General features: G+C 65.7%; 13 protein-coding genes. 3 read left to right on the forward strand and 10 right to left on the reverse strand.

The features are described 5' to 3' along the window. Positions 1–43: 43 nt before the first annotated feature. The 5 genes from CCONF_RS07150 to dapB all read right to left on the reverse strand — a co-directional run bounded on the left by CCONF_RS07150 (position 44) and on the right by dapB (position 5,321). Positions 44–670 carry a TIGR03085 family metal-binding protein gene (locus CCONF_RS07150; RefSeq protein WP_290222162.1) on the reverse strand — a complete coding sequence of 209 codons (627 nt, stop codon included), beginning with the start codon at positions 668–670 and terminating at the stop codon, positions 44–46. Positions 671–733: 63 nt separating this feature from the next. Further along, positions 734–2,845: a ribonuclease J gene (locus tag CCONF_RS07155; RefSeq protein WP_290222163.1), complete on the reverse strand. Its 2,112-nt coding sequence runs from the start codon at positions 2,843–2,845 to the stop codon at positions 734–736. 2 nt (positions 2,846–2,847) lie between these two features. Continuing rightward, positions 2,848–3,756 carry a 4-hydroxy-tetrahydrodipicolinate synthase gene (gene dapA, locus CCONF_RS07160; RefSeq protein ID WP_290222165.1) on the reverse strand — a complete coding sequence of 303 codons (909 nt, stop codon included), beginning with the start codon at positions 3,754–3,756 and terminating at the stop codon, positions 2,848–2,850. Positions 3,757–3,818: 62 nt separating this feature from the next. Beyond that, entirely contained in the window at positions 3,819–4,571 is a 753-nt protein-coding gene (gene thyX, locus CCONF_RS07165) for an FAD-dependent thymidylate synthase (RefSeq protein ID WP_290222167.1), read from the reverse strand. 3 nt (positions 4,572–4,574) lie between these two features. Further along, positions 4,575–5,321, reverse strand: coding sequence for a 4-hydroxy-tetrahydrodipicolinate reductase (gene dapB / locus CCONF_RS07170; protein WP_290222168.1), 747 nt, complete (start codon positions 5,319–5,321; stop codon positions 4,575–4,577). Between the two features lie 31 nt (positions 5,322–5,352). On the opposite strand from dapB, the gene CCONF_RS07175 reads away from it, so the two are divergent. Continuing rightward, positions 5,353–5,721, forward strand: a complete 369-nt coding sequence (locus CCONF_RS07175) for a VOC family protein (RefSeq protein WP_290222170.1) — start codon at positions 5,353–5,355, stop codon at positions 5,719–5,721. 121 nt (positions 5,722–5,842) lie between these two features. After that, positions 5,843–6,469 carry an AMIN-like domain-containing (lipo)protein gene (locus tag CCONF_RS07180; protein WP_290222172.1) on the forward strand — a complete coding sequence of 209 codons (627 nt, stop codon included), beginning with the start codon at positions 5,843–5,845 and terminating at the stop codon, positions 6,467–6,469. Positions 6,470–6,490: 21 nt separating this feature from the next. Here the strand turns inward: CCONF_RS07180 and CCONF_RS07185 are convergent, their stop codons facing one another. The 5 genes from CCONF_RS07185 to CCONF_RS07205 form a co-directional block, all read right to left on the reverse strand. Further along, positions 6,491–7,123 (reverse strand): DUF1707 SHOCT-like domain-containing protein, encoded by a 633-nt coding sequence (locus CCONF_RS07185; protein ID WP_290222174.1) that lies wholly within the window; start codon positions 7,121–7,123, stop codon positions 6,491–6,493. 82 nt (positions 7,124–7,205) lie between these two features. Further along, a complete protein-coding gene (locus CCONF_RS07190; protein ID WP_290222176.1) occupies positions 7,206–9,458 on the reverse strand; it encodes a polyribonucleotide nucleotidyltransferase in 2,253 nt (750 codons plus the stop codon). A 260-nt stretch (positions 9,459–9,718) separates the two neighbouring features. Continuing rightward, the gene (gene rpsO / locus CCONF_RS07195) at positions 9,719–9,988 is read right to left on the reverse strand and encodes a 30S ribosomal protein S15 (RefSeq protein ID WP_070768484.1); all 270 of its coding nucleotides are present in this window, start codon (positions 9,986–9,988) and stop codon (positions 9,719–9,721) included. Between the two features lie 131 nt (positions 9,989–10,119). Beyond that, complete coding sequence (locus tag CCONF_RS07200) at positions 10,120–11,052, reverse strand: nucleoside hydrolase (protein WP_290222180.1); 933 nt, start codon at positions 11,050–11,052, stop codon at positions 10,120–10,122. A gap of 33 nt (positions 11,053–11,085) precedes the next feature. Next, positions 11,086–12,105: a bifunctional riboflavin kinase/FAD synthetase gene (locus CCONF_RS07205; protein WP_435384065.1), complete on the reverse strand. Its 1,020-nt coding sequence runs from the start codon at positions 12,103–12,105 to the stop codon at positions 11,086–11,088. A 47-nt stretch (positions 12,106–12,152) separates the two neighbouring features. Between CCONF_RS07205 and truB the strand changes: the two genes are divergently transcribed. Continuing rightward, positions 12,153–13,046, forward strand: coding sequence for a tRNA pseudouridine(55) synthase TruB (truB, locus tag CCONF_RS07210; protein ID WP_290222182.1), 894 nt, complete (start codon positions 12,153–12,155; stop codon positions 13,044–13,046). The last annotated feature ends 41 nt before the right edge of the window (positions 13,047–13,087 follow it).

Below are 13,087 nucleotides of genomic sequence, written 5' to 3' on the forward strand. Positions count from 1 at the left end.
ACAGGCACAACACACAGTTCACCAAGAAAAGTTGTGGTCAAGCCTAAAGACTAGACCTCACGATGGCGGGCTCGTCGCCGGCGATATCGACCTGGGCTGCGTCCCGACCGTAGACCCACAGCAGCAACTCGGCCGGCTGCCCGGAGACAGTCACCACGGCGTCGCCGCGCTCGGCCACTCCCCGCTTGTCCGCGGCCACGATCCGGCGCCCGCCCGCCGGGTGCAGGATGACGGGCATCCGAGACTTCTTCAACATCAGTGGGGCAAAGCGCTGGAGCGTGGCGGCAAATTCGTCGTCGACCACCGCGGAGAATTCCCGCGGCTCGGTCTGACCGTTGGCGCGGCGCACGTCCTCGTGGTGGATGAAATTCTCCGCAAAGTTCAGCTTCGAGTCCAGCACGAAGAACGGGCTCCACTTCGGCGGGCCCGCGCGCCAGGCGTTGACCAGCTCCACGTAGTCGCAGCTCTTTACCCGCTTGGTTACGGTGTCCAGGTGGCCACTCAGCGCCGAGATAAACATGCCGGCGGCCGCATCGGGGCGGTGCTCCCGCAGCCAGAGGTGGGCGGCCATGTCGTGGGTGGTCCAGCCCTCGCACAGGGTATCCGCGTCGGGGCCTAGGTCGATGAGGAGATCGGCTAGTCGGTTTCTTTCAGTACCGGAAAAAGACATGCTCCCCAGCATATCCCTTCAAGCGTGGGAAGGGAGCTGGGGAGCAAGTGCGCGGACTAAGCGCTACAGGGATTCGCGGGCGCTGTGGACCTCGTCGTCATCAATCAGCGAACCGTCGCCCGAAGTGGGCACGATGGTCGGCAAGATGACCGGCTCACGCTTGTACTTGGAATCCATGAGCTTGGAGACCTTGCGGCGAATCTTCTGCACCATGCGGTAGGTGTCGTTCTCGCCCTCGGCGACCAGGTCGTTCATGGTGTTTTCGACCAGCTCGGCCACCTCTGGGACCACGGAGCGATCGTCTTCGCTGAAACCGGTGGTCGCGACCGTCGGGTGCTCCATCAGGCGGGAGGTGCGGTTGTCGATAACACAGGTGATCGAGACCACGCCACCGGAGCCCAGGTTGGTGCGGTCGGCCAGCGTGTCCGCGTCGACCTCGCCCATGTTCACGCCGTCGACGTAGAGGTTACCGACCTGGATCTGGCCCACGACCTGGGCGCGGCCGTTGTGCAGGTCGACGACGACGCCGTTCTGCGCCAGCACGACGCGGTCGCGGTCGACGCCGGTCGAAATGGCCAGCTCCTTGTTGGCGCGCAGGTGGCGCCACTCGCCGTGGACCGGCATGGCGTTCTTCGGGCGCGCGGCGTTGTAGAGGAAGAGCAGCTCGCCGCCGTAACCGTGGCCGGAGGCGTGAACCTTGGCCTCCTTGTTGGTCACGACCTCGGCGCCAATCTGCGACAGCATGTTGATGATGCCGAAGACGGCTTCCTCGTTGCCCGGGATGAGCGAGGAGGAAAAAACGATGAGATCGCCGTCGCGGACGGTGATCTGGCGGTGCTCGCGGCGGGCCATGCGCGACAGCGCGGCCATCGGCTCACCCTGGGTACCGGTGGTGATAAGGACAGTCTTGTGCGGGGCCATCTTGGCGGCCTCGTCAATCGGCACGATGGTGCCGCGCGGGACCTTCAAAAAGCCCATCTTCTCCGCGATTTCCATGTTGCGCATCATGGAGCGGCCGTTGAAGGCGACCTTGCGGTCGGCGGCCACGGCGGCATCGATAGCCGCCTGCACGCGGTAGACGTTGGACGCGAACGACGCGATGATGACGCGCTGGCGGGCGTTGGCCACCAGGCGCTTAAAGGTCGCCGGGATATCACCCTCCGAGGCGGAAACGCCCGGGACGTTGGCGTTCGTGGAGTCGCACAGCATCAGGTCCACACCCTCGTCGCCGTAGCGCGATAGCGCCGGCAGGTCGGTCGGGCGCCCGTCCAGCGGGGTCTGGTCCATCTTGATGTCGCCGGTGTGGATGATGTTGCCGGCCGGGGTGCCCAGCATGATGCCCAGGGCATCCGGCACGGAGTGGTTGACGGCCCAGAAACGCGCGCGGAACGGGCCGTAATTAACGTCCGACTTCTCGTTGACCTCGACGAACTTCGGCCTCTGGCGGTGCTCCTTGCACTTGGCCGCAATCAGCGCGATGGTGAAGCGGGAGGCGACGATCGGGATATCCGGACGCAGCTTCAGCAGCCACGGGATAGCGCCGATGTGGTCCTCGTGCGCGTGGGTGACCACGAGGGCCTCAACCTTGTCCAGGCGGTCTTCGATCGGGCCGAAGTCCGGCAGGATCAGGTCCACGCCCGGCTCGCCCGAGGACGGGAAGAGCACGCCGCAGTCGATGATCAGCAGGCGACCGTCGTACTCGAAGACGGTCATGTTGCGGCCGATCTCGGAGATGCCACCCAGCGCGTAGATGCGCAGGGAGCCCTTGGCCTGCTTCGGCGGCTCCGGCAGGCGCTTGGTCAGATCCGCTCCCTGCATGGACTTGGGCACGTTGCGACGGCCCCGGTTGTTGTTGCGATTGTTCTTTCCGCCCTTGCCGTTGCCGTTGTTATTGCCGTGGTTGTTTTTGCCGCTATTGCCGCCCCGGCCGCGACCGCGGCCACCGCGGGAACCACGGGAGCGGTTGGAACGGCGGTTGCCGCCGTTGTTGTTGCCTTCACCGCCGTTGTTGTCGTTGTTGTTTCCGTTGCCGCCCTCTGCCCCGGCAGAGTCGTTGCCGGTTTTTTGCGGGGCCTGGAATACCGGCGATGCCGCCTCGTTGGAGGCTGCTTCTTCGCCCGTCGGCGGGCCCGCCTTGCGGGTCACTTTCCGGGCACGGTTTCGAGATTCAGTCATACTTATAGGACTCCAGCTTGTTGCATATCGCGGCGGAGTTCGGTCAGCTCATCCTCATTGGCTGCCAGAATAGGCAGCCGCGGTTCGCCGACGTCGATTCCCTGCAGTCGCAGGGCCGCCTTGGCTAAGGTGGCGCCGCCCAGACGCGCTTGGGCGTGAACGAGCGGGGCCAGAGTATTTACGTTTATGTCCCTTGCACGGGCAAGGTTTCCTTCTGAGAAGGAAGTATAAAGCTCCACAAGAGCCCGCGGGGCTGCGTGGCCAATGACCGAGATGAAACCGCTGGCCCCCATGGCAAGCCACGGGAGGTTGAGCGGATCATCACCGGAATACCACGCCAGTCCGGTCTCTTGCATTAGTTGGGCACCGAGTGGCAGGTCGCCCTTCGCGTCCTTCACGGCCGCGACGGTGGGCAGCTCAGCCAGCCGGCGTAACGTATCCGCGTGGATCGGGATACCGGAGCGACCAGGAATGTCGTAAACGCAGATTGGCAGATCGGTGGCGCCAGCAATTTCGGTGAAGTGCGCCAGGACTCCCGCCTGCGAAGGCTTGGAGTAATACGGGGTCACAACCAAGAGGCTATCCGCCCCCGCGTTGGCCATGGTGCGGGCAAGCTCTACGGAAGACACCGTATTATTAGTTCCCGCACCAGCGCAAATTCGTGCCCTGTCGCCCACCTCGTCCTTAACGGCCTTTAGCATTTCAGTCTTCTCCGCCACGGTGGTGGTGGGAGACTCACCCGTAGTGCCCCCGACGATGAGGGAATCAATGCCGTTGTCCACGAGGTGCGCAGCAAGCTCTCGAGCCCGGCCTAAGTCCAGGGCGCCGTCCTGGTCAAACGGAGTGACCATGGCGACCCCGACGCGGCCGAACGTCTCGATGCCGATCTGTGCAGTCATACCTGTGCTCATAGGCGTCAAGGATACCCGCTTATCGACGGGCTGCGGGCATCCGCCCCCGGCATGGCGGTGTTCTAGCCCGCGTAGGGGCTGGCGGCCATCTCCGTGCCGTCGGACAACGTGGTGATGTGAAAATCATCAAAGAGCACGGGCGCCTGCTGGTACAAAAGCCGCAGGCAGGCCACGGCCACCGCCCGCAACTCCGTGTCCGCGTGCTCCGTCGCCCGCGCGGCGATGAACTGCCGCCAGGTGCGGTAGTTGCCCGTGACCACGATCCGGGATTCGGTCGCGTTCGGCAGGATGGCCCGCGCGGCCTGGCGCGCCTGCTTCTTGCGCAGCAGGGCGTTGGGCTCGTCCTCCAGCTTCTCCTCCAGCGCGTGGAGCAGCTCCTCGTAGACAAAACGGCTCTCGTCCACCGCGGACAGCAGCAGCCGGGTGAGCTGCTCGTCGCGGGCGATGGGATCCGGCAGCACGACGGAGGCCCGCTCGGGGTGGACGTAGCGCTGCGAGAGCTGGGAGAAGGAGAAGTGCCGGTGCCGCACCAGCTCGTGGGTGGCCGAGCGGGAAATGCCGCGGATGTAGAGTGTCGCCGTGGCGTGCTCGAGCAGGCCGGCGTGGCCGACCTCCAGGATATGCCGCAGGTAGGCGGCGTTGGTGGCGGTGCGCGGGTTCGGCCTGTCGAAAGACTCGTAGCAGGCCCGGCCCGCGAATTCGACCAGCGCCTCGGCGTCCGTGGCCGTGGCATCCGGGCCCCACTCCACCCCGGAGGGGGCGTGGAAGGCCGTCGCCGCAATCAGCTCGACCTGCAGGTTACTGACCTCAGCCATGGCCTAGAGTCCCAAGTAGGATTCCAGCCCGACGACCAGGCCCGGACGGTCGGCGATGTTGCGGACGCCGACCAGCACGCCCGGCACAAAAGAGGTGCGGTCGTAAGAGTCCTGGCGAATGGTCAGGCTCTGGCCCTGGGCGCCGAAGATGACCTCCTCGTGGGCCACCATGCCGCGGGTGCGCACCGCGTGGACCGGCACGCCGTCCACGTTGGCGCCGCGGGCGCCGTCCAGGGTCTTCTCCGTGGCGTCGGGCATCGGGCCCATGCCAGCCTCCTGGCGAGCGGCGGCAATCCCCTCGGCGGTGTGCACGGCCGTGCCGGACGGCGCGTCCAGCTTCGTCGGATGGTGGTACTCCACGACCTCGGCGGTCTCGAAGTACTGGGCGACCTGGCGGGAGAGCACCATGGTCAGCACGGCGGAGATAGCGAAGTTAGGCGCGATCAGAACGTGGCCCGCGCCGGAGGCCTGCGTCCACTGCTTGACATGGGCCAGGCGGTCCTTGTCGAAGCCGGTGGTGCCCACCACGCAGTGAATGCCGTTGGACACGCAGTACTCCAGGTTGCCCATGACGGAATCCGGCGTGGTGAAGTCCACGACGACCTGGACGCCGTTGGTCTTGAGCAGCTCCAGGGAGTCGCCATGGTCAATGGTCGCCGCCAGGTCGAGGTCCTCGGCAGCCTGCACCGCCTCCACGACGGCCTCGCCCACGCGCCCCTTTGCGCCCAGCACACCGACTTGAATATTCATCGCGCTACCTTCTTCCTGTAGTGGTCTCGTCTTGTTCCGCGTCATCCGCCCGCGCCTAACCGCGCGGGAAAGCCCATCCGCTCACAGCGGGAGGCGGTGGCGGGAAACGGCGGGTACACGGCTGCGGGCCGGGCCCGCGTTCTGTTACCCCGGCCATTCTACCGCCCGGCCGCCAGGTTTTGGCCACTATACTGGCTCCCATGCGCATGTATATCGGTTCCATGCGGCCGGGATGCCGCTGACCCAGTTCCTCACCGACGATCTGGACCGGGACTACGCGGAGCTGCAAGACCGAGGCGTGGAGTTCACCATGGAGCCGACCGACGTGGGCCCGTCCCGGATCGCGGTCTTCGACGACACCTGCGGCAACCTGATCCAGATCGTGGATCTCAAGAACTAACCACCGCTTTTCACAAATAACAACCGCCACACGCGTTTCAGCTAAACTGGGGATAACCTTTACCTACCCAAGGAGATGACTCCCTATCCGCCAGTGGATCTCTACCCTCGCTCCCCTCGCGGTGGCCGGCCTCGTCCTCACCGGCTGCGCCAATTCCGGCAGCTCCGACAACGCTGACGGGGCCTCCTCCCCCAGCACCGTGACCTCTACCTCGAGCGCCCCCGATAACAACGCCGCGGGGGCCGAATCCTCCACGGTACGCAAGGGCGCGACCACCCCTGCCGCCGGGGCTTCCGACGGGGTGAAGATGCTGGGCACCCCGTCCCTGGACGATGAACGGCACATGGCCCAGGGCGCCGGCGAGCTGGTCCCGGTGCGCGTGCGCACCGCGGAACACGACGGCTTTACCCGCATGGTCATCGAATTTAACGGTAACGGCCCCGTCAGCTGGTTCGCCAGCTACACCGACGCGCCCACCCAGCAGGCCTCCGGGTACCCCGTCGAAGTGGCCGGCAACGCCTTCTTGAACCTAGGGATCGAGCCCACCCCGTGGCCGTCTACGCCGGAGCTGGAGGAACAATACTTAGATATTGGCAGCTTCCCGGGCGCCGGCGTCATCGAAGAAGTCCAGTTCACCAGCGCCTTCGAGGCCCAGTCCCAGTTCGTGGTGGGCCTGAAAGAAAAGGCCCCCTACTCCGTGACGTATTTGGATGGCCCGCCGCGCGTGGTCATCGACTTCGCCGGTTAAGTAGGCGGGCGCCCGAAAGGCTTAGTCCTTGCGGCGGCGCACCTCCGGCACGCGGATGATATCGCTGCCGCCCATGAGCGCGTAGTTGACCAGCACGATGGTCGGCGCGTCTTCCGGGACCTCCGAGAGCGGGACGGTCACGCCTGGGCCGTTCTTGACGGTCGCTCCGCCCATAATCCCGAAGCCCTCGAGGCGGATGTTGTAGTTTTCCGGCACGCGGATTTCCGAGCCGCCCATGAGGTCCCAGGCGTTGATGACTACGCGGTTCGCACCGAGGGTAGCTTCGGAAAAGTCCAGCTCGCTGCCGCCCATGATGCTCAAAGCAAAGTGGCTGGGCTCGCAGTGCCAGCCGCCGAAGCGCTCCGCGCCGCCCATGATGCCGATCGAAAACTTCGAGCCCTCGCGGTTGGGAACCACCACCGAGTAGTTGGCGCTGCGCGCTGGCGCGGGCGAGTCACGCTTGTCCAAGTCGTGGCTTAGCCCCAAGTCGTCGACCAGCTCGGTGAGCTGGTCCACGTAGGTGGCCTCCCAGACGCTACGGGAGCGTTCGTCGAATTCCGCCAAGCTGATCTTGCCCTCGCTGAAGGCCTGGCTGACCAGCTCAGCGGCTGCGTGGCGCTGCTTATCGCCAGCGCGCTGTCGGGGTACGTCCATACACCTAACGATACAAGAAAAGGGGCCTTCCGGCCCCTTAACTATCTATCGCTAGGTCATTGACCTACCGGTGACTGGATAATTAGTCCTCGTCGACCGGCACCAGGGAGATCTTGCCGCGGTTGTCGATGTCGGCGATTTCGACCTGGATCTTGTCACCCACGTTGACCACGTCCTCGACCTTTTCGATGCGCTCGTCGCCACCCAGCTTGGAGATGTGGATGAGCCCGTCGCGGCCCGGGGTCAGGGAGACAAACGCACCGAAGGCGACGGTCTTGACGACCGTGCCCAGGAAGCGCTCCCCGACCTTCGGCAGCTGCGGGTTGGCAATCGAGTTGATCTTGTCCAGGGCGGCATCGGCGGCCTCGCCGGACTCGGCGGAAACGTAGACGGTGCCGTCGTCCTCGATGGTGATGTCGGCGCCGGTCTCCTCCGTGATGGAGTTGATGGTCTTGCCCTTCGGGCCGATGAGCTCACCGATCTTGTTGACCGGGACCTGCACGGAGGTGATCTTCGGCGCCAGCGGGGACATCTCGTCCGGGCCCTCGATAACCTCGGCCATGGTGGCCAGGATGGCGGAGCGGGCATCGCGAGCCTGCTCCAGCGCGTCGGCCAGCACGGCGGACGGGATGCCGTCCAACTTGGTGTCCAGCTGCAGGGCGGTGATGTACTCGGAGGTACCGGCGACCTTGAAGTCCATGTCACCGAAAGCGTCTTCCGCGCCTAGGATGTCGGTCAGGGCGACGAACTTCTCCTTGCCCTCGACCTCGCCGGAAACCAGCCCCATGGCGATGCCGGCCACCGGGGCCTTCAGCGGGACGCCGGCGTTGTACAGCGACAGCGTCGAGGCACAGACCGAGCCCATCGAGGTCGAGCCGTTCGAGCCCAGCGCCTCGGAGACCTGGCGGATGGCGTACGGGAAGTCCTCGCGGGACGGAATGACCGGCAGCAGGGCGCGCTCGGCCAGCGCGCCGTGGCCGATCTCGCGGCGCTTCGGGGAGCCGACGCGGCCGGTCTCGCCGGTGGAGTACGGCGGGAAGTTGTAGTGGTGCATGTAGCGCTTCGACTCGACCGGGGTCAGGGAGTCGATGTGCTGCTCCATCTTCAGCATGTCCAGGGTGGTCACGCCCAGAATCTGGGTCTCGCCGCGCTCGAACAGGGAGGAACCGTGGGCGCGCGGGACCAGCTCGACCTCAACACCCAGGTCGCGAATGTCGGTGACGCTACGGCCGTCGATGCGGAAGCCCTCGGAAAGGATCTTGTGGCGGACGATCTCCTTCATCACCGCGTTATAAGCGCTGCGGATCTGCTTGGAGGCGTCGTCGTCCTCGAAGCGCTCGAGCAGTTCGGCCTCGACCTGCTCCATGTGCTCGTTGGTAGCCTCGTCGCGCTCCTGCTTGCCGGCGATGGTCAGCAGCTTCTCCAGCTTCTTGCTGGCCTTCTTCTCGACGGCTTCGAAGACCTCGTCGGAGTAGGCCGAGAAGAGCGGGAACTCCTGGGTCTCCTTGGCCACGCGCTCGGCCAAGCCGGCCTGCGCCTCGCACAAGGTCTTGATGAACGGCTTGGCGGCCTCCAAGCCCTCGGCCACGGCGGTTTCCTGCGGCGCCGGGGCGCCTTCAGCCACACGCTCGGCGACGTTGATGCCAGCGCCGGCCTCCACCATCATGATGGCCACGTCTTCGACGGTCTTGCGGCCCTTCTTGCGCTGGACAATGCGGCCAGCCACGACCATCTCGAACAGTGCGCGGTCGTGCTGCTCGGAGTTCGGGAAGGCCACCCACTGGCCCTCCGGGTGCTTCTGATCGGCGATAAACGCCATGCGGACGCCGCCCACAGCGCCCGAGACCGGCAGGCCGGACAGCTGGGTGGCGGCGGAAGCGCCGTTGATGGCCACGACGTCGTAGTACTCATCCGGAGCCTGGGACATCACGGTGATAACGACCTGGACTTCGTTGCGCAGCCCCTTGACAAAGGTCGGGCGCAGCGGGCGGTCGATCAGGCGGCAGGCCAGGATGGCCTCGGTGGACGGGCGACCCTCGCGGCGGAAGAACGAGCCCGGGATCTTCCCCGCGGCGTACATGCGCTCTTCCACGTCCACGGTCAGCGGGAAAAAGTCGAAGCCCTCCCGCGGCTGGTTGGAGGTCGTGGTGGTGGCCAGCAACATGGTGTCGTCGTCCAGGTAGGTGGTCACCGAGCCGTCGGCCTGGCGAGCCAGCTGCCCGGTCTCGAAGCGGATGGTGCGGGTACCGAAGTCCCCGTTATCCAGCGTGGCGATAGCTTCGGTGATGCCGAAGTCTTCGTCGGTTACATACTCAACAGCGTTGTTAGCGCTCATTAAAGTTAATTCTCCTCATCATCCGGCAATCGTCGGTGTCGCCGGTAGTCGTACAACGTTGAATTCACACACAACGGTGCTCAATCGTACCAGCACAAACGCCGAACCGATACAACGCCACTCACGAAAGTCGTGGTACAAACCGCCTGGCCCCGCCGCCACGACCGCCGGCTGGGAGGGAGAAAAGGTTTAAGAAATCGCAAAAAGGCGCTGAGCACGGCAGGTGCTCAACGCCTTTATGCGACAATCGACGCTGGTAATTAACGACGCAGGCCCAGACGGGAAATCAGGTCACGGTAGCGGTCGATGTTGGTGGAAGCCAGGTACTTCAGCAGGCCGCGGCGACGGCCAACCAGCAGCAGCAGGCCACGACGGGAGTGGTGATCCTGCTTGTGGTCCTTCAGGTGCTCGGTCAGGTTGCTGATGCGGTAGGTCAGCAGGGCCACCTGGGCTTCCGGGGAGCCGGTATCGGTCTCGTGGAGGCCGTATTCCTTCAGGATCTCGGCCTTCTTCTCAGTGGTCAGTGCCATGAGATAATCTCCTCAAACATATTTCAGTCCGCATGAAATCAAGCGCCCAAAAAGGCGCCGCCGCAACTGCTGCGGACCGCAGTCACAAAGCTATCCGAAAATCTTAGCTGCTAGCGGCGCAAACCACCAAATCACACGAGCACCCGCTCGAGCCGGCGGACGAAGCCGTCGACGAAACGCTCGGCGTCGACATCCAGGGCGACTGCTACCCCGGCGTCCTCCCCGATCCGGGATTCGTCCCCGATGGTGCGCCCGATAGTGGGCCCGTCCACGTCGACCTTGAGCGGCATCCGCCGGCAGCCGACCAGGTCTGGCTCCGCGGCGACCGCCACGGCCAGCGGGTCGTGCAGACCGCACCCACCCAGGTGGGGCGAGTTCTTCGCGTAGGCGTCAATGTAGAAATCCACCATGTCGGCATAAGCCACGCTCGCAGCCGTGCCGGCGGCCCGCCAGGCCCGAGTGGTCGCCCGCGTCAACAGCGTCTGCAAAGTCACGTCGAGGCCCACCATGGTCAGATCCCGGCAGCCGCGCACGACCACATCGGTCGCCGCCGGGTCCTGGGAGACGTTTGCCTCGGACCACGCGGTGACGTTGCCCGGCACGGTCAGCGCCCCGCCCATCATGACGACCGGCAGGCTTGCTACCAGCGGATCGCGCTCGAGGGCCCGGGCCAGGGTGGTCGAGGGCCCGGTGGGCACGAAGACGATATTGCCGGTGTCGCGGTTCTGGTGGGCCATGCGGACTAGGAAATCCACAGCCGGTTCCGGCTGCGGCTGACGCCTGGGCGCGGGCAGCTCTACCCTGCCCAGGCCGTTGGCGCCGTGGATGCCGGCCGAGGCCGCGCTGACCGCAAAGCCCGGGCGCTGCGGGCCGACGAAGACCGGCACGTCGTCACAACCGAGCAGTTCTAACAGCGCCAAGGTATTGCGCACGCCCACCTCGACCTCGACGTTGCCGTAGGTGCCCAGCACCCCGATAAGCTCGAGGTCCTCGTGGGCCACGGCGAGCGCCAGCGCCAAGGCGTCGTCGATGCCGGTGTCTAAGTCCAGGATGATCTTGCGCACTTAGGCGTCCTTCCTTGCGCTTAGCCGCGCTAGTTAGCTCTCGCTTTCCAGGAAATAGCTGTCCCGGCCCCAGCCGCAGGCCTGGGCGTCTTTTGCTAGCAGCTGGCGGGTTTTCGCCACGTCGTTGCGCATGGCCGCGAGCAGCTCGTCGACAGAGTCGAATTTGACCATGTCGCGGACGTGGGCGGTAAACTGCACCGTCGCGTCGTGGCCGTAGAGATCGGCGCTGCGGTCCAGCACGAAGGATTCCACGGAGCGTTGCTCGTCCCCAAAGGTTGGGTTCGTGCCCACGGAAATCGCCGCCGCGTAGGCCACGCCGGCCTCCATGTTGCCCTCGATAGGCGCGGCGGGCTCGTCGATGGTGAACCACCCGGCATAGACGCCGTCGGCAGGGATGGCGATGGAATCCGGGAAGTACTGGTTGGCCGTGGGGTAGCCCAGCTCTTTGCCACCGCGTCCGGCCCCGCGGACCACCGGCCCGGAGACCGAGAAGTGCCGCCCCAGCGCCCAGTTGGCCCGGTCGACTTGTCCGGCGGCGAGGAACTGGCGCACCGTGGTCGAGGAGATCCGCACACCCTCGTCGTCGAGCAGCTCAATGACGTCGACCGTAAAGCCCATTTCCTCGCCCAATTCTTTCAGGACCGCCGGGGTGCCGGCGGCGTCGGCGCCGAAGGTGAAGTTGGCACCCACGACCACGCCCTGGGCGTGCAGCTTGTCGACCAGAAGCGTCTGGGAGTAGTCCCGCGGGCTCAGGCCGCACAGCTCGTGGGTGAAGTCGATGACGACCACCGCGTCGAGGTCGTAGCGCTCGGCCAGCTGGAAGCGCCGCTGCAGCGTCGTCACCGCCAGCGGGGCGCGCTGCGGCAAGAAGACGGTCACCGGGTGCGGGTCGAAAGTCACCATGACCGCCTTGACGCCCTGGGCGTGGGCCCGGCTCACGGTGCGCTCGATCAGCTGCTGGTGGCCGCGGTGTACGCCGTCGAAGACGCCGATGGTGACCACGCTGGCCTCCAGTTGGTCGCTGATGGCTTCCATTCCATACCAAATATCCACGCCCTCTATGCTAGAACATGGCCGCCCATGCCCTAGACTCGAAGGCCATGACGGATCCTCTCGCTAGCTCTGGACTGGTAATTGTGGACAAGCCCGCGGGCATGACCTCACACGATGTCGTGGCCCGGCTGCGCCGCTACTTCGGCACCCGCAAGGTCGGTCACGCCGGCACCCTCGACCCGATGGCCACCGGCGTGCTCATCGTCGGGCTGGAGCGCGGCACGAAATTCCTGGCCCACCTCGTCGCGGCTACCAAGGCCTATGAGGCCACCATCTGCTTGGGCGCGGCGACCACCACCGACGACGCCGAGGGCGAAATCACCTCGCGCGGGGCCACCGAGGCAATCGACGATGCCCGCATCCACGCCGCCATCCAGGATCTGCGCGGCGATATCATGCAGCGGCCGGCTAGCGTCTCCGCCATCAAGATCGCCGGCAAGCGCGCCCACGAGCGCGTGCGCGACGGCGAGGACGTGGACATCCCCGCCCGCCCGGTGACCGTCCGCTCCTTCGAGGTGCACTCCATTACCCGCACCGACGGCTGGATCGATATCGAGTGCAGCGTGGAGTGTTCCTCCGGCACCTATATCCGCTCCCTGGCCCGAGACCTGGGCGAAGCGCTGGGCTGCGGCGGGCACCTGACGGCCCTGCGGCGCACGGCCGTGGGAAATTTCCGCCTGTCTGATTCCGCTCCCTTGGCCGAGCTAGAGGATTCTCCTCGCCTTTCTCTCTCCCTCGACGAGGCGCTCACCCGCTGCTACCCCGTCCTGGAGGTCACCGCCGACGAGCAGGCCGCGCTTGCCATGGGACAGTGGCTTGAACCCCGCGGACTGGAGGGCACGCACGCCGCCGTCGGCCCCGACGGGCGCGCCGTCGCCCTAGTCAAGGAGAAGGGCAAGCGCCTAGCCACCGTCTTCGTGGCGCGCCCGTCCACGCTCTAGCCCGCTGCTTTCCGTCCCGGATTCTCCAGCCTTGCACTCCG

This window comes from Corynebacterium confusum (assembly GCF_030408715.1).
Classification (GTDB): Bacteria; Actinomycetota; Actinomycetes; order Mycobacteriales; family Mycobacteriaceae; genus Corynebacterium; species Corynebacterium confusum.

Bases quoted from the DNA above. Each gene is read 5' to 3' on its own strand.
- CCONF_RS07150 (WP_290222162.1), bottom strand. From the start codon at position 670: ATGTCTTTTTCCGGTACTGAAAGAAACCGACTAGCCGATCTCCTCATC.
- CCONF_RS07155 (WP_290222163.1), bottom strand. From the start codon at position 2,845: ATGACTGAATCTCGAAACCGTGCCCGGAAAGTGACCCGCAAGGCGGGC.
- dapA (WP_290222165.1), bottom strand. From the start codon at position 3,756: ATGAGCACAGGTATGACTGCACAGATCGGCATCGAGACGTTCGGCCGC.
- thyX (WP_290222167.1), bottom strand. From the start codon at position 4,571: ATGGCTGAGGTCAGTAACCTGCAGGTCGAGCTGATTGCGGCGACGGCC.
- dapB (WP_290222168.1), bottom strand. From the start codon at position 5,321: ATGAATATTCAAGTCGGTGTGCTGGGCGCAAAGGGGCGCGTGGGCGAG.
- CCONF_RS07185 (WP_290222174.1), bottom strand. From the start codon at position 7,123: ATGGACGTACCCCGACAGCGCGCTGGCGATAAGCAGCGCCACGCAGCC.
- CCONF_RS07190 (WP_290222176.1), bottom strand. From the start codon at position 9,458: ATGAGCGCTAACAACGCTGTTGAGTATGTAACCGACGAAGACTTCGGC.
- rpsO (WP_070768484.1), bottom strand. From the start codon at position 9,988: ATGGCACTGACCACTGAGAAGAAGGCCGAGATCCTGAAGGAATACGGC.
- truB (WP_290222182.1), top strand. From the start codon at position 12,153: ATGACGGATCCTCTCGCTAGCTCTGGACTGGTAATTGTGGACAAGCCC.